Origin of the sequence: Saccharothrix luteola, assembly GCF_020859565.1 — a bacterium.
In the GTDB taxonomy this organism is placed as follows: Bacteria; Actinomycetota; Actinomycetes; order Mycobacteriales; family Pseudonocardiaceae; genus Actinosynnema; species Actinosynnema luteola.
This window is the reverse complement of record NZ_JAJHUO010000052.1, coordinates 31,786-53,130: the sequence shown is the minus strand read 5'-3', so window position 1 is coordinate 53,130 and position 21,345 is coordinate 31,786. Positions and strand designations below refer to the sequence as shown.

The following is a 21,345-nucleotide window of genomic DNA, read 5'->3' as shown; positions in this document are numbered from 1 at the left end:
CACCACCCGAACTAGGCTCACCTCCCATGTCGAACCGGCGGATCGGGGTCATGGGTGGCACCTTCGACCCGGTGCACCACGGCCACCTGGTCGCGGCCAGCGAGGTCCAGGCCCGCTTCGACCTCGACGAAGTCGTCTTCGTGCCGACGGGCCAGCCCTGGCAGAAGAGCGAGCGCGAGGTCAGCGCCGCCGAGGACCGGTACCTGATGACGGTCATCGCCACCGCGTCCAACCCGCGGTTCTCGGTCAGCCGCGTGGACATCGACCGGCCCGGTCCGACGTACACCGTCGACACCCTCACCGACCTCAAGGCGAGGCACCCGGACTCGGACCTGTTCTTCATCACCGGCGCGGACGCGCTGGAGCAGATCCTGTCGTGGCGGCGTGCGGACGACGTGTTCGACCTGGCCCACTTCATCGGCGTCACCCGACCGGGCTACGAGCTGGTCGACACGCACCTGCCGCCGGGCGCGGTGTCGCTGGTGGAGGTGCCCGCGATGGCCATCTCGTCGACCGCCGTCCGGGACCGGACGGCCTCCGGACTGCCCGTCTGGTACCTCGTGCCGGATGGTGTCGTCCAGTACATCAGCAAGCGCCGGCTTTACTCGATGCCGGACTGAGCCGGGACGCCGGTACCCTCATTGACTCGTGCGGGCGTAACGGCGTCCGCCGGTGTGATGAGGAGTGACGTGGCAGCCACCGACGAGGCACGACGGTTGGCGCTGGTCGCCGCTAGCGCGGCAGCCGACAAGAAGGCGCACGACGTGATCGTGCTCGACGTGTCCGACCAACTGGTGATCACGGACTGCTTCGTGATCGCCTCCGCCGCGAACGAGCGGCAGGTCGGCGCGATCGTGGACGAGGTCGAGGAGAAGTTGCGCGAGACCGGCCGCAAGGCGGTCCGCCGTGAAGGCGCGCGCGAAGGTCGTTGGGTCCTGCTGGACTTCGTGGACGTGGTCGTGCACGTCCAGCACGTCGAGGAGCGCACCTTCTACGGCCTGGAGCGGCTGTGGAAGGACTGCCCGCGCATCGAGTTCGACGCCGGGCCGCCGACCGACGAGGCCGCCGAGGCATGACCCTGAACCGGCTCGTGCTGTGGCGGCACGGTGAGACCGATTACAACGCGACCGGCCGCATGCAGGGCCACCTGGACTCGTCGCTGACCGAGACCGGGTGGAACCAGGCGCGGTTCGCGGTGCCGGTGCTCGCCGGGTTCGAGCCCGAGCTGGTGGTCGCCTCCGACCTGCGCCGCGCCAGGGACACCGCCACGGTGTTCACCGACGCGACCGGCGTCGACCTGCGCGTCGACGAACGGTTGCGCGAGACGCACCTGGGCAAGTGGCAGGGGCTGACCTCGACCGAGATCGAGGTGGAGTGGCCGGGCGCGCTGGACCTGTGGCGCGTCGACGGCACCCTGGCGCCGCCGGACGGCGAGACGCGCGTCGAGGTCGCCGAGCGCGCGCTCGCCGTGGTGGCCGATGTGGACGCGGAGTTCTCCGGCACGGTCATGCTGTGCGCGCATGGCGGCCTGATCAGCGCGTTGACCGGGAGGTTGCTGGAGCTGCCGGTTGACCGCTGGGCGCTGCTGGGCGGCATCGGCAACTGCCACTGGACCGTGTTCACCCGCCGGCCGCACGGCGACGGCAGGTGGCGGCTGTCGTCGTACAACGCCGGAATCACCCGGTGAGACTGCTCGTCCTCGGCGATTCGCTCTCGTTCCACGGTCCGCAGGGGCCGTTGCCCGCCGATCACCCCCGGTTGTGGCCGAACGTCGCGGCATCGGCGTTGGGCGGGCACGCGGAGCTGGCGGCGGGGTTCGGCTGGACGGCGCGTGACGCCTGGTGGTCGTTGACCGGTGATCCGCGGGTGTGGTCGTTGCTGCCGCGCACGGACGTGGTGGTGCTGGCAGTGGGGCACATGGACACGCTGCCGTCGCCGTTGCCGACCTACCTGCGGCAGGGGTTGCGCTACCTGCGGCCGGACGGGCTGCGGCGGCGGGCGCGGGCCGGGTACCGGACGTTGCAGCCGGTGCTGTCGCGGGCGTTCTGCGGGTACCCGGTGGCGCTGCCGCCTCGGTTGACCGTGCGGTACCTGAACGACTCGGTGTGCGCGGTGCGTGCTCTGCAGCCCGGTATCCGGGTGGTCGGGATGACGCCCTCGGTGCACTGTTCGGCTGCGTACGCCGGTGTGCACAGCGGGCGTGCGGCGGCGGAGCGCGCGCTGCGTGAGTGGGCTGTCGGGGTGGGCGTGCCGCTGCTGGACGTGCCGCCGCTGGTGGGCGAGCACCTTCGGTCACGGCTCGGCAACCCGGACGGCATGCACTGGGGTTGGGAAGGGCACGAGCTGGTCGGGCGGGCCATGGCGGAACTGATCAGGTCCGTGGCGGTCGGCCACTCGGGTGCGGCGGAGCCGTAGTCTCGGCACTCGTGTCCACCACGATCGTCACCGACTCCACGGCGTACCTGCCCGAGGGGTTCGCCGAGCGGCACGGCGTCCGGGTCGTGCCGCTGCACGTGGCCGTGGACGGTCGCAGCAGGTTGGACGGGGTGGATTTCGGGCCGGCCGAGCTGGCCGCCGCGTTGGGGGAGCACCGCCGGGTGACCACGTCCCGGCCGACGCCGGGTGAGCTGGCCGAGGTGTACCGGTCCGTGCTGGCCGAGGGCGCGGAGGCGATCGTGTCCGTGCACCTGTCCCGTGACCTGTCGGGCACGTGGGAAGCCGCGCGGTTGGCCGCGGAGGAGGTCGACCCGAGCCGGATCAGGGTGGTCGACTCGCGGGCCACGGGCATGGGGCTGGGGTTCGCCGCGCTGGCCGCGTGTGCCGCGGGTGGTGACGCGGAGTGCGCGGAGGAAGCCGCGGTGGCCGCCGCTGCCCGGGTCAGGATGTTCTTCTGCGTGGAGACGCTCGACCACCTGCGGCGAGGTGGGCGGATCGGCGCCGCGGCCGCGTTGGTCGGCACGGCGCTGGCGGTGAAGCCGTTGTTGCACGTGGACGACGGTCGGATCGTGCCGTTGGAGAAGGTGCGCACGATGGGGCGGGCGATCGGCCGGCTGGTCGACCTGGCCGCGTCGGCGGCGGGTTCCGGGCCGGTCGGCCTGGCTGTCCACCACCTGGCCGCGCCGGAACGTGCGGCGGAACTGGCGACGTTGCTGGACGAACGCGTGCCTGGCTCGACCGGATGCCTGATTTCCGAGGTCGGAGCCGTGATCGGCGCGCACACTGGCCCCGGTGTGCTGGGTGTGGTGGTGCTGCCCGGAGGGGTGTGCTAGCTCCCTTATCCATCATTCAGCCGGTTATCCACAGATCGAAAACCCGCACCCCACCCCCTGCTTCATCCGGCCTAACGTCGAGCCCATGTTCGACAAGAACCCGGAAACCACGACCGCCCGCCTGAAGGCCCTCATCTCCCAGGAGCGGGGCAGACACCGCGCGGCGGACGCCGAGACGTTGGTCTTCGTCTCGTCGGACGGCCGCGCCGCTCCGGCCGCGCCACTGCTCCGCCTCTTGCGCCGCTGGCTGCCCGAACCAGCCGTCCCGCACCGCCGCAGAATCCTGCTCGCGGGCGTGATGGCCGGCGTGGCGCTGGTCGTCGCCCTGGCCCTGTGGTGGGAGCGCCCGGTGCCGGAGAGCCCACCGGACCTCCCGGTGGCGGAAGCCGCCGTCGTCACCCGCGCCGAGGAACAACTGGTCGTCAACGTGGTGGGCCTGGTGCCCGCCCCCGGCCTGGTGACCGTCCCGAACGGCGCCAGGGTGGCCGACGCGCTGCAAGCGGCGGGCGGCGCCAACCCGGGCGCCGACCTGACCCCGCTGAACCTCGCCCGCAAGGTCACCGACGGCGAGCAGATAGCCGTGGGCATCGCCGTCCCACAACAGTCCGACACGACCACCGAGCCCTTGAACCTGAACACCGCGACCAAGGACCAACTGGACACCTTGCCGGGCGTGGGCCCGGTGACAGCACAGCGAATCGTCGACCGGAGGCAGAAGCGCGGCCCGTTCACGTCCATGGACCAACTGGGCGAGATCGAGGGCATCGGCGACGCGAAGCTGGCCAAACTCCGCGACCTAGTCCGCCTCTGACCGCCCGACACCATGCCGCCGCCCCACCGCCCCACCCCGACCCCACTCGGAGACCACCATGCGTCCCACCCGATCCTGCCCCCATGCCCACCACTCAGCGCCCAATCCACCGCGCCGCAACGCATCCGACCCCCACCGCCAGACCCGCCAACTCCTGAACCGCGTCCGGCGCACCCTCCGCACCACCGGTTCCCGCCTGACCACCCTGTCGAGGTTCCGGTGGGTGACCTCGTGACCCGCGCACCCAGCCCTCACCGCACCACAGACAACCCGCCAACGACATGCTCGTCCCGGGACGGGCCGCACTTACCCCGACTCCCGGCGGCCCGGCCCTGAGCCAAACGTGAGCCCATAAACCCTCACGCATCGGCTGCCGGCTGCTTTCGCATGGCCTGGCCGGCCTGACCCACGGTTCGAGGGCACGGGCGTCGCCACACAAGCGGCCTGAACTGCGGCGCTCATCGGGCTGCACCTAACGAAGTGGGCGTAGTTGGCGGTGTGGGCAATCGGCCTGACCGCCGTCGTTCTCGGTCGTTCTCCGCGGTTCTCCGCGCCCTACATCCGGGGGTGAGGTCGTGAGTCCTCGTGCGTATCTGGTCCCCGCCGCGCTGGCGGTGTGGGCGACGGCCCTGGCCGGGCTGCTGTGGGCGTGGTGGGCCGCCCTCGCGGTCGGTCTGGTCGCTGCCGTGATCGGCGGCTCGGCTTTGCGTCGGTGGCGACCGGCAGCGGTGGCGGTGGCGGTCGCGGGTCCGGTGGCGGCGTGCTGGATCGGTGCCCAGGTGCACGGAGCGGCCCACCACCCGCTGGGGGTCGCGGCGGAGCGGGGCACCCCCACCACTGTCCACTTCGAACTGGACAACCGGCCGCACGGCTTGCGCACCAGTGGTTTCGGCTCGCGGGCGAGCGGGGTCGACCTGGTGCTGGTGCGCGGATCGCTCGATGGCGGCGGTCGGATCGCCGTGCTGGCGCCGGCGGCGCGGTGGCGGGACCTCCTGCCCGGCCAACGGGTCACCGCGCGTGGCACCCTCGCCCTTCCCCGCGAAGGCGAGCTGACGGTCGCGGTGCTTCGGGTTCGCGGGCCTCCGCAGGACGTGACCGAAGCGCCGGTGTGGCAGCGGGTCGCCGAGGACCTGCGGGCCGGACTGCGGAACGCGAGCACCGCGCTCGACCCCGAACCGGCCGGGTTGCTGCCCGCGCTCGTCGTCGGCGACACCTCCGGCCTCCCACCCAGGGTGGTGGAGGAGTTCCGCACGGCGGGTCTCGCCCACGTCCTCGCGGTCAGCGGTGCGAACCTGGCGATCGTCTGCGGCGCGGTCCTGTTGTTGCTGAGGCTGCTGCGGGTCGGTCCGCGTGGTTGCGCGGTGGGTGCGATGGCGGCACTGGTCGGTTTCGTGGTGCTGGCCGGGCCGGAGCCGAGCGTGTTGCGGGCTGCGGTGATGGGTGCGGTGGCGTTGCTCGCGCTGGTCCTGGGTCGGGAGCGGTCGGCGTTGCCGGCTCTCGCGGCCGCGGTGGTGGTCCTGGTGCTCTACGACCCGGAGTTGGCCACCGAGCCGGGGTTCGGGCTGTCGGTGGTGGCGACGGCGGCGCTGGTGCTGCTCGCGCCGAGGTGGGCCGCCGCGATGAAGGAGCGCGGCGTCCCGGTGGGCTTCGCCGAGGCGTTGGCGGTGCCGGTGGCGGCGAACCTGGCCACCGCGCCGCTGGTCGCCGGGCTGTCCGGCCAGGTGAGCCTGGTCGCGGTGGTGGCGAACCTCCTGGTCGCGCCGGTCGTGGCCCCGGCCACCGTGCTCGGTGTGGTGGCCGCCGTGCTGGCGCAGGTCCATGAGCCGACGGCCCGGCTGGTGGTCGAGGTGGCCGGTCCGGCGGTGGGCTGGCTGATCACGGTCGGCCGGCACGCGGCGGCCGTGCCCGGCGCGGCGGTCGGGTGGCCCAGTGGCTGGGTCGGTGGGCTGCTGCTGGCCGGGGTGCTGGTGCTCGGCTACGCGGTCACCAGGCTGCGCCGCGTGCGGACATTGGTCGTGGCGGCCGTCATCGGCGCGGTGGTGGTGGTCGTGCCGCTGAACGTGGTCGCGCCGGGGTGGCCGGTGCCCGGCTGGTCGGTCGTGGCCTGTGACGTGGGCCAGGGCGACGCGGTGGTCCTCGCCACCGCCGAGCGCGACCGGGCGGTGTTGGTCGACACGGGGCCGGACCCCGTGCCGGTGCTGTCGTGCCTGCGGCGGCTCGGGGTGCGGCGCATACCGCTGGTGGTGCTCAGCCACCTGCACGCCGACCACGTCGGCGGGTTGGCGGCGGTGCTGGCTGAGCGGGGTGTGGGCGCGGTGGCGGTGGGGCCGTCGCGGGAACCGGGGTGGGCGTGGGAGGAGGTGAGGGAACGGGCGCGGACGGCGGGGGTCCGCGTGGTGGAGCTGGGCGCCGGGCAGCGGCTGAGCTGGCCGGGTCTGGAGCTCGACGTGCTCGGTCCGCGCGCGGACCCCGTGAGCGGGACGGACACGAACACGGCGGTCAACGACGCGTCGCTGGTGCTGCGGGCCTCCACCGCGGCCGGGCGGGTGTTGCTGACCGGGGACATCGAGCTGGCCGGGCAGGCTGACCTGCTCGGCGGGCACGTGGACCTGCGGGCCGACGTGCTCAAGGTGCCGCACCACGGGTCGCGGTACTCGTCACCGGCGTTCCTCGCGGCGGTCCGGCCGCGGATCGCGTTGGTGAGCGTCGGCGCGGGCAACCGCTACGGCCACCCCAGCGGGGTGCTGGTCGACGCGTTGACGAGCCGGGGCGCGCTGGTGCTGCGCACGGACCGGGACGGCGACACCGCCGTCCTGGCCGGCCCGGACGGGCCGCGGGTCGCCCGCAGGAGCGGCGGCCAACCCGACAACGGACAAGGGGAGAACGATGAGGAACGACGTCTGGATCCGATTGCACTCCGGCTGGTCGCCGCAAGGCGACAACCGGGCCGTGGCGTGGGCGCTGTGGCAGCCCGGCTACACCGCGCAACCCTGGCCGACCGACGAGCTCCGGCCGGCGTTCACGTACTACGTGTGCGAGGAACTGCCCGGCGGTGAGCGCGGAATCGTCGCCAGGGCGACGGCCACCGCCGTGATCCGCCTGGCACAGGTCCCCTCGCCGGACACCGCCTACCGGCTGATCGCCGACGGCCTCTTCGACGCCGACCTCGCCATACCGCCGGAGGCGTGGCACGCCGAGCGCTACAACCAGGAGAAGGCGAAACGACCCTGGCCGCAGATGCTCACCGCCTGGCGCGTGGTCACCGAACCGGTCGGCCCGCACGTCCTGCCCGAGCTGACCGCCTTCCCCCGGACCGGGTGGCTCCGCTCCTCCAGGATCGCCCTATGACCGCGACAGCGGACAGGAGAGCGCCGGCAGGGCGAAGAGGTTGGCCGGCACTGAGCCGACCGCCGCCGCACGGGCTGCCGCCGTGCCGCGCCTAGTGCCGCACCGACCGCCGCCGCGCCGCCTGGTGCGGCGCGGGCCGCCGCCGCGCCGCCCGGGGCCGGAACCATGGTCCGACCCCGGGCGAGCACGGGCGGAAGGTGATCAGTCCTGGAGGGCATTCAGGACGGCCTCGGCCGACGGCGGGACGTTGGCGCGGGGGCCGACGCGGTCGCCGAGGGCGTCCAGGGTCTTGAGGCCGTCGCCGGTGATCAGGAGCACGGTCTCGCCGTCCGGGTCCAGTTGGCCGGTCTCGATGAGCTTCTTCGCGGTGGCGACGGTGACGCCGCCGGCGGTCTCGGCGAAGATGCCTTCGGTCCGGGCCAGGAGGCGGATGCCCTCGACGACCTCTTCGTCGGTGACGTCCTCGATCGCGCCGTTGGTGCGGCGGACGGCGTCCAGCACGTAGGGGCCGTCGGCGGGGGCGCCGATCGCCAGCGACCTGGCGATGGTGTCCGGGCGGACCGGGGTGACCACGTCGTGGCCCGCCTTGAAGGCGGCCGAGACGGGGGAGCAGCCGGTGGCCTGCGCGCCGAACACGCGGTACGGGGTCTGCTCGACCAGGTCGAGGTCGCCCAGCTCGCGGAAGGCCTTGTCGACCTTGGTCAACTGCGAGCCGGACGCGATGGGCACCACGATCTGGTCGGGCAGCCGCCAGCCGAGCTGTTCGGCGACCTCGTACCCGAGCGTCTTGGAGCCCTCGGCGTAGTAGGGGCGGACGTTGACGTTGACGAACGCCCAGTCCTCGTGCTCGGCGGCCAGTTCCTGCGCCAGCCGGTTCACGTCGTCGTAGTTGCCGTCGACGGTGATCAGGTTGCCGCCGTAGACGGCGGTCATGAGGATCTTCGCCTGCTCCAGCGTGGAGGGGACCAGGACCACCGACTCCCAGCCCGCGCGGGCCGCGGCGGCGGCGACGGCGTTGGCCAGGTTGCCGGTCGACGGGCAGGCCAGGACCTTGAAGCCCAGTTCGCGGGCGGCGGCGAGGGCGACGCCGACCACGCGGTCCTTGAACGAGTGGGTCGGGTTGCCGGTGTCGTCCTTCACCCACACCTTGCGCACGCCGAGGGCCTTGGCGAGGCGGTCGGCCTGGACCAGGCGGGTGCCGCCGGGGTTGGTGTTGGGGTGCGACTCGACGGTGGTCGGCACGGGGAGCAGGCCGCGGTAGCGCCAGATCGACCGGGGGCCCGCCTCGATGTCCTCGCGACGGATCCGACCGAAGTCGTAGGCCACTTCCAGCGGCCCGAAACACTCGAGACAGGCGTATTCGGCGGCGAGCGGCGTCTCGTGGCCGCATTCGCGACACGACAGCGCGCGGGCAGGACCGAGGTCGAAGGAGGTGGTGGCCGAGGGCACACTGACAGCAGTCATCGCGAGGTATCTCCTCATCTTTCCCGCGCACCGCGGGTCGGAATTGGCACCGTGGTCGCCAGCGGACGCTGTGCGACGGGTTGCCGGGGCTTCTTCGGGCCGATCCCTCTGCCCCTCTGGATGAGCGGTATTCAGTTGTGGGCTTCAACTTACGTCACGATCCCGACCCTCAGCCAGAGACGTCCACCATCCGGACGTCTGCCACCCGTGGGAGGATCGCGCCCGTGAGTGCGCCCGCTGACATGCCCGACGCCGTGCACCTGATCCTCGGCGAGGAGGAGTTGCTGGTCGAGCGCGCGGTGCGCGGTGCGTTGGCGGCGGCGCGCAAAGCCGATCCGCAGGCCGACCTGACCCGCGTTCGCGTGACCGATCTCACCACGCCTGAGCTGGCGGAACTGGTGAGCCCGTCCCTGTTCGCCGAGGGACGGGTGGTTGCGCTGGAGGCCGCGCAGGAGTGCGGCAAGGAGATCGCCGACGCGGTCGTCGGCTACGCCAAGGCCCCGGCGGACGGGGTGACGGTGGTGGTCGTCCACAGTGGCGGCGGGCGCAGCAAGGCGGCCAAGGACCTGCCCGCGGCGCTGCGCAAGGCAGGTGCCCGCGTGACCGAGTGCCCGAAGATCACCAAGGCGGCGGACCGGGAAGCGTTCGTGCGCAACGAGATCCGCGCGGCGGGCGGCGGCAAGGCCGATCCGGAGGCCGTGGCGGCGCTGATCGAGGCGGTGGGGTCGGACCTGCGCGAGCTGGCGGCGGCGGCCTCGCAGCTCGTCGCCGACACCGGCGGCAAGGTGGACGCCGAGGCGGTCCGCCGCTACCACCGCGGCCGGGCCGAGGTGACCGGGTTCGCGGTCGCGGAGAAGGCCGTGATGGGCGACCGGGCCGGTGCGCTGGAGGCGTTGCGGTGGGCGATCCAGCTCGGCGTGCCGCACGTGCTGGTCGCCGACGCGCTGGCCGACGCCGTGCGCACGATCGCACGGGTGTCCGCGGTGGGCCGGGGCGACCCGTTCAAGCTGGCGGGCGAGCTCGGCATGCCGCCGTGGAAGGTGAAGAAGGCCCAGGGCCAGTCGCGTGGCTGGGAGGACCGGGGGCTCGCGGCGGCGATGACGGTGGTCGCGGACCTGAACGCCGACGTCAAGGGCGTCGCCGCCGACTCGGGCTACGCCCTGGAGCGCGCGGTGCTGAGAATCGTCGCCGCTCACGGCCGCCGCTGAGCGCGGAGCCGGTTGTGCGGCTATCGACCGCGCGACTGCCGGGGCGGTGGATGGCGGGCGCTGACTGCCTGCCGCCGGGGCGCTAGGGCGCTGACTGGTGGGGCGCTGACTGGTGGGGCGCTGACTGGTGGGGCGCTGACTGGTGGGGCGCTGACTGGTGGGCGGCTGCCACCGACGCGGCGACGCGCGTGGCTGTGAGGTAGGCGGCTGCCGGGTCGCCGGGTTGGTGGCTGCTCGGCCGCTGGCTGCGGGCCTGCCGGCCGGGGTTGCCCGCTCGCGGGGCTGTCTGCTGGCGGGGCTGTCTGCGGACCGGGTTGCATTGCCGGCTGCTGTGGCCTGCTGTCCGAGAGAGCGCAAACGACAAGCGCCGCCCACCCCGCGCGGGGTGGGCGGCGCTTCAGCGTGAAGACCAGATCAGATCTGGTTGGCGCGCCGCGCCAGCGCCGACTTCTTGTTGGCGGCCTGGTTGGCGTGGATCACGCCCTTGGAGACGGCCTTGTCGAGCTTGCGCGACGCGTCCTGCGCCAGCGCGACAGCCTTCTCCTTGTCACCGGCCTCGGCGGCCTCACGGAACTTGCGGATGGCGGTCTTGAGGGACGACTTGACGGCCTTGTTGCGCAGGCGCGCCTTCTCGTTCGTCTTGATCCGCTTCATCTGGGACTTGATGTTCGCCACGCGAAAGCCACCTTTTCCTCGGTCTCGGAGTCGCACCGCGCTTGTCACCGGCTCCGCCCCACGAGGGGGCGGTCTTCCTCCACAGCGGAATGCCGCGCGGTACGACCGAGAAGGTTATCAGGGCAGCTCACCGCACCGTGAATCGAGCCCTCCCGTCGCCGACCACGACCTCGTAGTCACCCCTGGCGACCTCGGGCTTGCCCGAGGCGTCCACGTCACCCGCCGTCACCGCGAGCCGCCGCACGTCGAACGTCACCTCGACCGCCCGCTGCTCGCCGGCCTTCAACGCCACCCGCGTGAAGCCGACCAGGCGCTGCGGCGGCGTGAGCACCTTGCTCACGGGCTGGTGCACGTACACCGGCACGACCAGCGTGCCGTCACGCCCACCGGTGTTGGCCACGGTCACCGACACCTTCACCTGGCCGTCCCGCCGCACCTCCGCCGAACCCAACTTCGGCGCGGACGTGGTGAACGTCGTGTACGACAGGCCGTGCCCGAACGCGAACGCCGGGTCGTACCCGGAGCCGGCCACGGTGTTCGCACCGCGCAACTGGTCGTACGAGAACGGCTGGTCGCCGACCGCCTTCGGCCACGACACCGGCAGCCGGCCGCTCGGGTTCACCGCGCCGAACAGCACGTCGGCGATCGCGCTGCCGCCCTCGGAACCGGGCAGCCAGCCCGCGACCAGCGCCGACGCGTCCGCCACCGTGCCCAGCACCTGCGGCCGGCCGGTCAGCAGCACGACCACGACCGGCTTGCCGGTCGCGCGCACGGCGTCGACCAAGCCCTGCTGCGCAGCGGTCAGCGCGGGCTCCTCGGTGTCCGCCTCACCCTCCGCGCCCGGGTCCTCACCGAGCACGACGACGACCGCGTCGGCGTCACCGGCCTGCGCCACCGCGTCGGCCTGCGTGGCCGCGCTCACCACGTTCGCCGACGGCGCGGCGGCCTTGATGCCCTGCAGCACGGTCACCGTCGGCGGCATCGGCGACCCGTTCGGCACGCCCTGCCAGCCGACCGACCAGCCACCGAGCTGCCTGGCCGCGGAGTCCGCCGTGTCACCGGTCACCACGAGCTTGCCCACGCCGGTCGACAGGGGCAGCACGCCGTCGTTGCGCAGCAGCACCGTGCTCTCCGCCGCCGCCTGACGGGCCAGCGCCCGGTCCGCGCCGTTCACGATCGCGTCGGCCTTCTCCACGTCGACGAACGGCTTCTCGAACAGCCCCAGCTCGAACTTGAGCTTCAGGATCCGCCGCACGGCCTGGTCGATCCGCTTGCCGGGGATCGCGCCGCTCCGCACGCCCGCCAGCAGCCCGGCGGTGAACCCGGCCGCGTCCGACGGCTCCATCGCCATGTCGACGCCCGCGTTCACGGCCATCGCGATGGCCTCCTCGTAGTTCGCCGCCACGTGGTAGCGGTCCACCAGGAACCGGATGTCCTCCCAGTCGGTGATCGCCACGCCCCGGAACCCCATCCGGTCGCGCAACTGCGTGGTCAGCAGGTACTTCGACGCGTGCGCGGGCACGCCGTTCACCGCACCGGAGTTGATCATCACGGTGCCGACGCCCGCGTCGAACTGCGGCTGGAACGCGGGCAGCACGGTGTCCTGCAGGTACCGGATCGGCAGCTGGGCGGGCGCGCGGTCGTGGCCGTTGAACGGCTCCGAGTAGCCCGCGAAGTGCTTGGCGGTCGCGGTCAGCTTCGCGGTGCCGTCGGTCGGGTCGGCCTGCTGCCCGCGCACGTTCGCCGCCGCGAGCGCGCCGGCCAGCACCGGGTCCTCGCTGTAGGTCTCGTAGTACCGGCCCCAACGGGTGTCGCGCGCGATGTCGGACACCGGCGCGAAGTTCCAGAACACGCCGGTGGCGCGCATGGCCCGACCGGTGGACTTGCCGAGCTGCTCCTGCAGCTCCGGGTTCCACGTCGCGCCGAGGCCGATCTGGTGCGGGAACATGGTGGCGCTGAGCACGTTCGAGTGGCCGTGCACACCGTCCGCGCCGTAGATCAGCGGGATCCGCAGCCTGCTGTGGTCCAGCGAGTACTTCTGGATGGCGTTGGTCATCTCGGCCCACGCGCGCGGCGTGTTCGGGTTCGGCGCGTCGCCGCCACCGGACAGGATGGAGCCGACCTTCGCGTCCTCCAGGACCGCCTTCATGCAGTCCTCGCGCAGCGGACCGGGGTTCCACTCGCAGTTGCCGCGAAGCTTGCCCAGCCTGATCTGGGTCATCTGGCCGACCTTCTCCTCCAGCGTCATGCGCTTGAGGAGGCTCTCGACGCGTCGGTCGACCGGCGCCCGGGCGTCCTGGTAGTCCTGCCCGGCAGGCTCGATGATGCCGCTGGCCTGCGCGCCGGTGACCAGCAGGGCCAGGGCGACCAAGGCGGCCACCGCGGTCCGCTTGCGGGATCTCAACACCGAGAAACCTCCTGCGTGGTTCGGGAGAACGTCCGAGGACACCCTTTCCCGCGTGACCTGGCACACAACAGGGCCGAACGGCCCATTTGGGAGCGTTCCCACACCGTCGACCAGCACGGAGAGGCGTACTGCTAAAAAACAGTACAACCGTCCGGTTAGACTGGACGGGTGACCGCCGCACTCGACTGGCCCGGTTTCGGGCACATCTCGCTCGCCGCCCTGCTCTTCCTCTGCCTGGCCGCCGTCGTCGCGGGCGCGGTCGACGCGGTGGTGGGTGGCGGCGGACTGGTCCAGCTGCCCGCGCTGCTGCTGATCGCGCCCGGTGGCCAGCCGCTCTACGCGCTGGCCACCAACAAGATCGCCTCCGTGGTCGGCACGGCGGCCGCGGTGCGCACCTACTCCCGGCAGACCACGATCGACTGGTCCTCGGCGTTGCCGATGGCGGCGGCCGCGTTCGCGGGCGCGGTGGGCGGTGCGGCGTTCGCCGGTGCGTTGGCGCCCGGTGTGCTCAACGGCGTGGTGCTCGTCGCGCTGGTCGGCGTCGGCCTCTACACGTGGCGCAAGTCGGAGTTGGGCGTCGCCGAGACGCCGAGGTTCACGCGCTTCGCGCAGATCGCCGTGATGGCCGCGGGTGGCGCGCTGATCGGCTTCTACGACGGCTTGGCGGGTCCGGGCACGGGCGCGTTCCTGGTGTTCCTGCTCGTGGGTCTCGTCGGGTTCGCGTTCCTGCGCGCCTCGGCCACGGCCAAGGTCGTGAACGTGGCCACGAACCTGGGCGCACTCCTGTACTTCATCCCGGCCGGAAAAGTGTTGTGGGGCTTGGGTTTGGTGCTCGCGCTGTGCAACGTGACCGGAGCGGTGTTCGGCGCGCGCCTGGCGGTGCGGCGAGGCTCGGCGTTCGTGCGCCGGGTGTTCCTCACCGTCGTGGTGGCGCTCGTGGTCAGTCTGGGGTGGAAGGCGGCGGTTGGATGACCCGGAACGTCGCGCCCATCGGGTCGCCGACCGTGGTGAACCGGCCGAACCGCGACTCGACCACGTCGCCGACCGTGACGCCGCCCAGCTCGCTCACCCGCCGCACCGCCGCGTCGGCGTCGGCCACCGCGAAGTAGGTCATCCAGTGCGGCGGGATCTCGGCGGGGATCTCGTCGGCCATCCCGAACACGCCCGCCACCGCGCGCCCCTCGACCCGCAGCTGCGTGTACGGGAAGTCCGGCAGCGGGTCCAGCCCCACGTCGAACACCTGTTGGTAGAACTCCGCCGCGCCGAACGGGTCGCGGGTGGCGAGCTCGTTCCACACCACCGAGCCGGGCTCGTTCACCACGTACGCGCCGATGTGCGTGCCCGCCTCCCAGAGCCCGAACGCCGCGCCGTACGGGTCCACCGCGATCGCGCCGCGGCCCGGTCCACCGGTGTCGAACTCCGGCACGAGCACCTTGCCGCCGTTGGCGTTCAGCTTCTCCACCGACTCGTCCAGGTCGTCGGTCGCCAGGTAGGTCGTCCACACCACGGGGAACATCACGTCCGACGGCATCTCGCCGAAACCCGCCACGGGCAGGCCGCGCACCAGCGCCATCGTGTAGTGCCCGGTCTCCGGGCCGCCGATCTCGAAGTCCCAGCCGAACAGGCCGCCGTAGAACTCCATGGTGGCTTCACGGTCGGTGGTCATCATGTCCACCCACGCGGGTGTTCCTGGCAGGTACGGGGCGTCCATCTCGCTCACCTGGCCAACAGTCGCACCAGCCGTCACGCTCCGCGAGTTGATCACGGCCCGACCGGGTGGCACGCGAACGCCGTCGGTGCGATGGGTCCGCACCGACGGCGTCGGTCATCCGGTGGAGCCGTCCCCGTCGCTCTTGCGGGGCCGGCCACGCCTGGGTTGGTCGGCCGCGCCGGTGGGCAGGCGGCCGGCTTCGGCGAGCGCTCGGCGCAGCAGGAACTCGATCTGCGCGTTCGTGCTGCGCAGCTCGTCGTTCGCCCACCTCGTGAGCGCGTCGTGCACCGCCGGGTCGAGGCGCAGCAGGACGCTCTTGCGCTCGGCCACGTCAGGTGTACAGCGACCCGGCGTTGACCACTGGCTGGGTGGATCGGTCGCCGCAGAGCACGACCAGCAGGTTCGACACCATCGCCGCCTTGCGCTCCTCGTCCAGTTCCACCACGTCCTCCTCGGCGAGCTTGGCCAGCGCGAGCTGGACCATGCCGACCGCCCCCTCGACGATCCGAGACCGCGCCGCCACCACCGCGCCCGCCTGCTGGCGTTGCAGCATCGCCTGCGCGATCTCCGGAGCGTAGGCCAGGTGCGTGAGCCGGGACTCGATCACCTTCACGCCGGCGGACTGCACGCGTGCCGCGATCTCCACCGACAGCGTCTCGGTGATCTCGTCCGCGTTCTCCCGCAACGACAGCCCGAGCTCCTCGTGGTTGTCGTACGGGTAGCTGGTCGCGATGTGCCGCACCGCGGTCTCGGTCTGGATGCCGACGAACCGCACGAAGTCGTCCACCTCGAACTTCGCCCGCGCGGTGTCCTCGACCTGCCACACCACCACGGCGGCGATCTCGATCGGGTTGCCGTCCGCGTCGTTGACCTTCAACGTCGCGGTCTCGTGGTTGCGGATCCGGGTCGACACCTTCACCTTCGTGGTGAACGGGTTCGCCCACCGCAGGCCGTCCTGGCGGACGGTGCCGGTGTAGCGGCCCGCGAACTGCAGCACGCGCGACTCGCCGGGCGCGACGGTGAACAGCCCGGCGCCCGCGAGGGCGCTTCCCGCCATCAGCAGCGCGCCGCCCACGATCCCCGGGACGCTCGGCCCGTCGTCGCCCGGGATCGAGCTGAGGACGAGCACCGCGACACCCAGCAGCAGCGCGACCACCGCGCCGCCGAAGACACCCCACCCCGAGACCGCGCGCGCCTCCCGCTCCCGGACCACCGGAGTCGGCATCTGCACCGCCAAGTCCGCCATCGCGTCCATGTTCCACCCCTCGTTCGCATATCGCGTGCTTAGCAAAGTGATATCACTTTTTTCGAAGGTCGGGCAAGTCGGGCGGGTTACGAGGACAGAAGTTGACCGCAATGGGTCCTACGGTGGGCGCATGACCCCGGTACTGAGCCGTCGCGCCCTCGGCCGAGCCACCCTGGCCCGCCAGTTCCTGCTGGCCCGCACCGGGGCGACCGTGCCCGAGGTCGTCGCGCACCTGGTCGGGTTGCAGGCCCAGACGCCGCACACCTGGTACACCGGCCTGTGGTCGCGGATCGCGGGCTTCACCCCCGACCGGGCCGCGGACCTGCTCGTGGACCGGCAACTGGTGCGCATCGCCGTGATGCGGTCGACGATCCACCTCGTGACCGCCGCGGACGCCCTCGCGCTGCGCCCCGCGGTCCAGCCCGCGCTCGACCGGGACCTGTTCCGCAACTTCACCCACGGCCGGGACATGCGCGGCCTGGACGTGGACGCCGTGGTGGCCGCCGGTCGCGCGTTGCTGGCCGAGAAGCCGCGCACCAACAAGGAACTCGGCGCGCTGCTGCACGAGCAGTGGCCGGACCGCGCCCCCGCCTCGCTCGCCTACGCGATCCGGTGCCTGGTGCCGTTGGTGCAGGTGCCGCCGCGCGGGCTGTGGGGTCGCAGCGGCACGATCGCGCACACCTGCGCGGAGACGTGGCTGGGCGCGTCGGTGGTGGACCGGCCGTCGGTGGACGACCTGGTGCTGCGCTACCTGGCCGCGTTCGGGCCCGCGACGGTGAAGGACGTGCAGACCTGGTCCGGCCTCACCAGGCTGCGCGAGGTGGTCGAGGGGCTGCCGCTGCTGCGGCTGCGCGACGAGGACGGCCAGGAGCTGTTCGACCTGCCCGACGCGCCCCGGCCGGACGAGGACGTGCCCGCGCCGCCGAGGTTCCTGTACGACTTCGACAACCTGCTGCTCTCGCACGCCGACCGCCGCCGGGTCGTCACCGACGACGTACGCGCGCAGAAGTACGACCCGCACGGTCCCGTGCCGCAGTTCTTCCTGGTCGACGGCGTCACGGCGGGCGACTGGAGGCTGCACCGCACCAAGGAGGTCGCCACGCTGGAGCTGCGGCCGTTCCACCGCGTGCCCGCGATGGACGAGGTGGAACGGGAGGGCGAGCGGCTGCTGGCGTTCCTCGCGGCGGACGTGCCGCGGCACGAGGTCCGGACAACCTCGCCGGCGGCGGCACGTCTCTGAACGCATGGGGACGATCACCGTGCGCTCACCACGCGCCGAGGACGTGGCTCCGCTCGTCGAGGTCCACGTCAAGGCCCGCCGCAGCTACTACGACGGCCACCTGCCCGAGGCGGAGTTGGCCGAGTGGGAGCAGGCGGTGCGGGCCAGGGGCTACGACCTCGCCAAGCCCGGCCGGGTGTGGCTGTGCGCCGAGCTGGACCACGTGCTCGCCGGCTTCGCGCTGGTCACGCCCGGTGGCGAGTTGTCGCAGCTCCAGGTCGACCCGGCGTGCTGGGGCAACGGCGTCGGCCACGCGCTGCACGAGGCGGCGATGGACGCGCTGCGCGACCTCGGCGTCACCACCGCCCGCCTCGACGTGTTCGCCGAGAACCACCGCGCGCAGCGCTTCTACACCGCGCACGGCTGGCGCGCGGACGGCCGCGACGGCGACCACGTGCGAATGGCGCTCGACCTGCAGGTGTGATCGGCTGGCCGGCGTGGAGATCCTGAGCAGCCGCGTCCTCGTCCGCTCACGGCAGCCGGAGCGCGCTCGGGCGTTCTACCGGGACGTGCTGGGCCTGGCCGTGTACCGGGAGTTCGCCGGCGGGACCGTGTTCTTCCTCGGCCAGGGGTTCCTGGAGGTCTCCGGCGCCTCGACCGAGCACCCCACGGACGCCACGCAGCTGTGGCTGCAGGTGCGTGACCTGGGACGGGCCGCCGAGGAACTCGCCGAGCACGTCGTCCGGCCCGCCCGCCGCGAGCCGTGGGGCCTGGACGAGCTGTGGATCGCCGACCCGGACGGCAGGCGGATCGTGCTGGTCGAGGTGCCCGCCGACCACCCGCTACGCCGGGACGTGCGCCAGTAGCTGCACCGCGGGCCCGACCACGCCGCCGTACTGGTGCAACGACGTGCGCACCCCGGTGAACCCCGCCGCCTCGGCCTCCTGGATCAGGTCGTACTCGGAGGTGTCCAGCACCCGCCGGTGCACCGAGACGACCAGCCTGCCGCCGGGCCGCAGCACCCGGAGCAGCTCGTGGAACGCCGCCGGCCGGTTGCCCCACAGCTGGAGGTTGTTCACCGAGATCACCACGTCGACCGAGTCCTCGGGCTGACCGGTACGCGTCGCCGCGCCCTCGCGCAGCTCCACGCGGCCCGCCACGATCAGCTCCGCGCACCGCTCGCGCGCCTCGTCCAGCATGACCTGCGACGGGTCGACGCCGATCGCCTTGAGCGCGCGTTCGCCGGCCAGCTTGAGCCCCACCCCCGGACCCGGGCCGAGCACCAGAACGACCTCTTCCGACGTCGGCGCGGCCACCTCGGTGACGTGCTCCTCGACCTTCGCGTTCAGCACGGCCATGACCCGGCCGCCCAGCTCACCCACCTTGCCGCGCGGGTGCCCGAACGCCGCGTCCAACGCCTTCATCAGGTTGTTCGCCATGCCTCCAGGGTCGCCGCGGCGCGTCGCGACCGCATCGGGGACCGCCCTGAGACCGGCCCGGGGGCACCCCGGGAGTGCTGCTCGGAGGCAGCGGTCCCGGGGGTGGGTCTCACCGCCAGCCCATCCGCCGCAACGCGTCCACGACCAGCGAGAACCGCTCCGGCTCCAGCACCGAGCCCTCCCGGCGGATGTCGTCCTCGTCCAGCTCGAACACCCGGTCCAACCGCAGGTAGGAGTGCCTGCCGTCGCGGTCCCAGCGACCCACGCCGAGGTCGAGGCAGTCGTCCAGCTCGTGCCGGTCGGGGGTCTTGCTGGTCAGCATCAGGCCGAGCAGCGCCCGGCGGTGGCGGCCGACGACCAGCAGCGGCCGGTCCTTGCCGCGGGTCGGGTCCTCCTCGAAGGGCACCCAGGCCCACACGACCTCGCCCGGGTCGGCCAGTCCGTCCAGGTCGGGGGAGTACTCCAGGGTGGCCGCCACCGCGGCCGTGTGGACCTCGCGCACCGCGCCCCTCGACGGGCGGGCGTCTTCACCGTTCGCACGCACGGCGGGCAGCTTATGGCCTCCGTCACGCACGCGTGGAACGCCACGACGGCGTGACGTGAGATGCTGTGCCTAGTTGAAATGGGCAGATCCCGTCCTTCCTGTGCGAGGAACCTGAGTGACCACGTTCGCCGACCAGACGTTCACGCCTCCGGACCTGATCCGGAACTTCTGCATCATCGCGCACATCGACCACGGCAAGTCGACCCTGGCCGACCGCATGTTGCAGCTCACCGGCGTCGTCGACGCGCGGGCGATGCGCGCGCAGTACCTCGACCGCATGGACATCGAACGCGAACGCGGCATCACCATCAAGGCGCAGAACGTGCGGCTGCCGTGGCAGGTCGAGGGCCAGGACCACGTGCTGCACATGATCGACACCCCGGGTCACGTCGACTTCACGTACGAGGTGTCGCGGGCCCTGGAGGCGTGCGAGGGCACCGTGCTGCTGGTCGACGCCGCGCAGGGCATCGAGGCGCAGACGCTGGCCAACCTGTACCTCGCGATGGAGAACGACCTCACCATCATCCCGGTGCTCAACAAGATCGACCTGCCCGCGGCGGACCCGGACAAGTACGCCAAGGAGCTCGCGCACATCGTCGGCTGCGAGCCCGAGGAGGTGCTGCGCGTCTCGGCCAAGACCGGCCTCGGCGTCGGCGCGCTGCTGGACGAGGTCGTCAAGCGCGTGCCCGCGCCGGTCGGCGACGCCGACGCGCCGCCCCGCGCGATGATCTTCGACTCGGTGTACGACACCTACCGCGGCGTGGTCACCTACATCCGCGTGGTCGACGGCAAGATCACCCCGCGCCAGCGGATCCGGATGATGTCCACAAACGCGACCCACGAGCTGCTGGAAGTGGGCATCATCTCGCCCGAGCCGAAGCCGAGCGCGGGCCTCGGCGTCGGCGAGGTGGGCTACCTCATCACGGGCGTGAAGGACGTGCGCCAGTCGAAGGTCGGCGACACCGTGACGGCGGAGAAGCACGGCGCCACGCAGCCGCTGGCCGGCTACCGCGAGCCGCGCCCGATGGTCTACTCCGGCCTGTACCCGGTGGACGGCTCGGACTACCCGATCCTGCGCGAGGCGTTGGAGAAGCTCCAGCTCAACGACGCCGCGCTGACGTTCGAGCCGGAGACGTCGGCGGCCCTGGGCTTCGGCTTCCGCTGCGGCTTCCTCGGCCTGCTGCACCTGGAGATCACCCGCGACCGGCTGGAGCGCGAGTTCGGCCTCGACCTGATCTCCACCGCGCCCAACGTGGTCTACCGCGTGGTCATGGACGACGGCACCGAGCACGTGGTGACCAACCCGTCCGACTGGCCGGACGGCAAGCGCGCCGAGGTGTACGAGCCGATCACCAAGTGCACCATCATCGCGCCGAGCGAGTACATCGGCGCGATCATGGAGCTGTGCCAGTCCAAGCGCGGCCAGCTCGGCGGCATGGACTACTTGTCCGAGGACCGCGTGGAGCTGCGCTACACCATGCCGCTCGGCGAGATCATCTTCGACTTCTTCGACGCCCTGAAGTCGCGCACGCGCGGCTACGCGTCGTTGGACTACGAGGAGTCGGGCGAGCAGGACGCCGAGCTGGTGAAGGTCGACATCCTGTTGCAGGGCGAGCCGGTGGACGCGTTCAGCGCGATCGTGCACAAGGACCACGCGTACGGGTACGGCACGAAGATGGCGAGCAAGCTGCGCGAGCTGATCCCGCGGCAGCAGTTCGAGGTGCCGATCCAGGCCGCCGTCGGCGCCCGCGTGATCGCCCGCGAGACGATCCGCGCCATCCGCAAGGACGTGCTCGCCAAGTGCTACGGCGGTGACATCACGCGCAAGCGCAAGCTGCTGGAGAAGCAGAAGGAAGGCAAGAAGCGGATGAAGATGGTGGGCCGCGTCGAGGTCCCCCAGGAAGCCTTCGTCGCCGCCTTGTCCACCGACGACTCCGGCAAGGACAAGGGCAAGAAGTAGTACCACCGGCCAAATCCGCGCCGACCGCCACATCTTCGGGTGAC

Annotated in this window: 22 protein-coding genes and 1 riboswitch; of the genes, 14 read left to right on the top strand and 8 right to left on the bottom strand. The window is 72.1% G+C overall.

The window, feature by feature from the left end; genetic code table 11:
* Nucleotides 1–26: 26 nt before the first annotated feature.
* The 8 genes from nadD (at nucleotide 27) to LNK82_RS45080 (ending at nucleotide 7,428) form a co-directional block, all read left to right on the top strand.
* Complete coding sequence (nadD, locus tag LNK82_RS45115) at nucleotides 27–620, top strand: nicotinate-nucleotide adenylyltransferase (RefSeq protein WP_230572964.1); 594 nt, start codon at nucleotides 27–29, stop codon at nucleotides 618–620.
* Between the two features lie 69 nt (nucleotides 621–689).
* Nucleotides 690–1,076 (top strand): ribosome silencing factor, encoded by a 387-nt coding sequence (gene rsfS / locus LNK82_RS45110; RefSeq protein WP_230572962.1) that lies wholly within the window; start codon nucleotides 690–692, stop codon nucleotides 1,074–1,076.
* Nucleotides 1,073–1,687 (top strand): histidine phosphatase family protein, encoded by a 615-nt coding sequence (locus tag LNK82_RS45105; protein ID WP_230572961.1) that lies wholly within the window; start codon nucleotides 1,073–1,075, stop codon nucleotides 1,685–1,687. The genes rsfS and LNK82_RS45105 overlap by 4 nt, the downstream gene beginning before the upstream one ends.
* Nucleotides 1,684–2,415 (top strand): diglucosylglycerate octanoyltransferase, encoded by a 732-nt coding sequence (gene octT / locus LNK82_RS45100; RefSeq protein ID WP_230572960.1) that lies wholly within the window; start codon nucleotides 1,684–1,686, stop codon nucleotides 2,413–2,415. The genes LNK82_RS45105 and octT overlap by 4 nt, the downstream gene beginning before the upstream one ends.
* Before the next feature lie 11 nt (nucleotides 2,416–2,426).
* The gene (locus tag LNK82_RS45095) at nucleotides 2,427–3,269 is read left to right on the top strand and encodes a DegV family protein (protein ID WP_230572959.1); all 843 of its coding nucleotides are present in this window, start codon (nucleotides 2,427–2,429) and stop codon (nucleotides 3,267–3,269) included.
* Nucleotides 3,270–3,354: 85 nt separating this feature from the next.
* Nucleotides 3,355–4,080, top strand: a complete 726-nt coding sequence (locus tag LNK82_RS45090) for a ComEA family DNA-binding protein (RefSeq protein ID WP_230572958.1) — start codon at nucleotides 3,355–3,357, stop codon at nucleotides 4,078–4,080.
* 575 nt (nucleotides 4,081–4,655) lie between these two features.
* A complete protein-coding gene (locus LNK82_RS45085; protein ID WP_230572957.1) occupies nucleotides 4,656–7,136 on the top strand; it encodes a DNA internalization-related competence protein ComEC/Rec2 in 2,481 nt (826 codons plus the stop codon).
* Nucleotides 7,137–7,170: 34 nt separating this feature from the next.
* A complete protein-coding gene (locus tag LNK82_RS45080; protein ID WP_230572956.1) occupies nucleotides 7,171–7,428 on the top strand; it encodes a hypothetical protein in 258 nt (85 codons plus the stop codon).
* A 201-nt stretch (nucleotides 7,429–7,629) separates the two neighbouring features.
* On the opposite strand, the gene thrC is transcribed toward LNK82_RS45080, so the two are convergent.
* A complete protein-coding gene (gene thrC / locus LNK82_RS45075) occupies nucleotides 7,630–8,892 on the bottom strand; it encodes a threonine synthase (RefSeq protein ID WP_230572955.1) in 1,263 nt (420 codons plus the stop codon).
* Between the two features lie 11 nt (nucleotides 8,893–8,903).
* A riboswitch (SAM riboswitch) is annotated at nucleotides 8,904–9,019 on the bottom strand.
* Nucleotides 9,020–9,116: 97 nt separating this feature from the next.
* Between thrC and holA the strand changes: the two genes are divergently transcribed.
* The gene (gene holA / locus LNK82_RS45070) at nucleotides 9,117–10,100 is read left to right on the top strand and encodes a DNA polymerase III subunit delta (protein ID WP_230572954.1); all 984 of its coding nucleotides are present in this window, start codon (nucleotides 9,117–9,119) and stop codon (nucleotides 10,098–10,100) included.
* Nucleotides 10,101–10,514: 414 nt separating this feature from the next.
* On the opposite strand, the gene rpsT is transcribed toward holA, so the two are convergent.
* Nucleotides 10,515–10,775, bottom strand: a complete 261-nt coding sequence (gene rpsT / locus LNK82_RS45065) for a 30S ribosomal protein S20 (protein ID WP_230572953.1) — start codon at nucleotides 10,773–10,775, stop codon at nucleotides 10,515–10,517.
* 127 nt (nucleotides 10,776–10,902) lie between these two features.
* Nucleotides 10,903–13,182, bottom strand: coding sequence for a glycoside hydrolase family 3 N-terminal domain-containing protein (locus LNK82_RS45060; protein ID WP_230572952.1), 2,280 nt, complete (start codon nucleotides 13,180–13,182; stop codon nucleotides 10,903–10,905).
* Nucleotides 13,183–13,350: 168 nt separating this feature from the next.
* Here LNK82_RS45060 and LNK82_RS45055 point away from each other — a divergent pair, with 168 nt between their 5' ends.
* Complete coding sequence (locus tag LNK82_RS45055) at nucleotides 13,351–14,154, top strand: sulfite exporter TauE/SafE family protein (RefSeq protein ID WP_230572951.1); 804 nt, start codon at nucleotides 13,351–13,353, stop codon at nucleotides 14,152–14,154.
* On the opposite strand, the gene LNK82_RS45050 is transcribed toward LNK82_RS45055, so the two are convergent.
* The 3 genes from LNK82_RS45050 to LNK82_RS45040 form a co-directional block, all read right to left on the bottom strand.
* Nucleotides 14,123–14,893: a VOC family protein gene (locus tag LNK82_RS45050; RefSeq protein ID WP_230572963.1), complete on the bottom strand. Its 771-nt coding sequence runs from the start codon at nucleotides 14,891–14,893 to the stop codon at nucleotides 14,123–14,125. The genes LNK82_RS45055 and LNK82_RS45050 overlap by 32 nt on opposite strands.
* Nucleotides 14,894–15,007: 114 nt before the next feature.
* Nucleotides 15,008–15,223, bottom strand: coding sequence for a type II toxin-antitoxin system antitoxin (locus LNK82_RS45045; protein WP_230572950.1), 216 nt, complete (start codon nucleotides 15,221–15,223; stop codon nucleotides 15,008–15,010).
* Between the two features lies 1 nt (nucleotide 15,224).
* Nucleotides 15,225–16,139, bottom strand: coding sequence for an SPFH domain-containing protein (locus tag LNK82_RS45040; RefSeq protein ID WP_372470815.1), 915 nt, complete (start codon nucleotides 16,137–16,139; stop codon nucleotides 15,225–15,227).
* Between the two features lie 130 nt (nucleotides 16,140–16,269).
* Here LNK82_RS45040 and LNK82_RS45035 point away from each other — a divergent pair, with 130 nt between their 5' ends.
* Genes LNK82_RS45035 through LNK82_RS45025 form a run of 3 tightly spaced genes read left to right on the top strand, consistent with a single transcriptional unit; the run spans nucleotide 16,270 to nucleotide 18,224 of the window.
* Nucleotides 16,270–17,379, top strand: coding sequence for a winged helix DNA-binding domain-containing protein (locus LNK82_RS45035; RefSeq protein ID WP_230572948.1), 1,110 nt, complete (start codon nucleotides 16,270–16,272; stop codon nucleotides 17,377–17,379).
* A gap of 4 nt (nucleotides 17,380–17,383) precedes the next feature.
* On the top strand, nucleotides 17,384–17,842 hold the full coding sequence (locus tag LNK82_RS45030) for a GNAT family N-acetyltransferase (protein WP_230572947.1): 459 nt from the start codon (nucleotides 17,384–17,386) through the stop codon (nucleotides 17,840–17,842).
* A gap of 13 nt (nucleotides 17,843–17,855) precedes the next feature.
* The gene (locus tag LNK82_RS45025; RefSeq protein WP_230572946.1) at nucleotides 17,856–18,224 is read left to right on the top strand and encodes a VOC family protein; all 369 of its coding nucleotides are present in this window, start codon (nucleotides 17,856–17,858) and stop codon (nucleotides 18,222–18,224) included.
* Here the strand turns inward: LNK82_RS45025 and LNK82_RS45020 are convergent.
* Both LNK82_RS45020 and LNK82_RS45015 read right to left on the bottom strand, forming a co-directional pair.
* Nucleotides 18,201–18,797, bottom strand: coding sequence for a class I SAM-dependent methyltransferase (locus tag LNK82_RS45020; RefSeq protein WP_230572945.1), 597 nt, complete (start codon nucleotides 18,795–18,797; stop codon nucleotides 18,201–18,203). The genes LNK82_RS45025 and LNK82_RS45020 overlap by 24 nt on opposite strands.
* 109 nt (nucleotides 18,798–18,906) lie before the next feature.
* Entirely contained in the window at nucleotides 18,907–19,341 is a 435-nt protein-coding gene (locus tag LNK82_RS45015) for a type II toxin-antitoxin system PemK/MazF family toxin (protein ID WP_230572944.1), read from the bottom strand.
* A 115-nt stretch (nucleotides 19,342–19,456) separates the two neighbouring features.
* On the opposite strand from LNK82_RS45015, the gene lepA reads away from it, so the two are divergent.
* Nucleotides 19,457–21,301 (top strand): translation elongation factor 4, encoded by a 1,845-nt coding sequence (gene lepA, locus LNK82_RS45010; protein ID WP_230572943.1) that lies wholly within the window; start codon nucleotides 19,457–19,459, stop codon nucleotides 21,299–21,301.
* Nucleotides 21,302–21,345 lie beyond the last annotated feature (44 nt).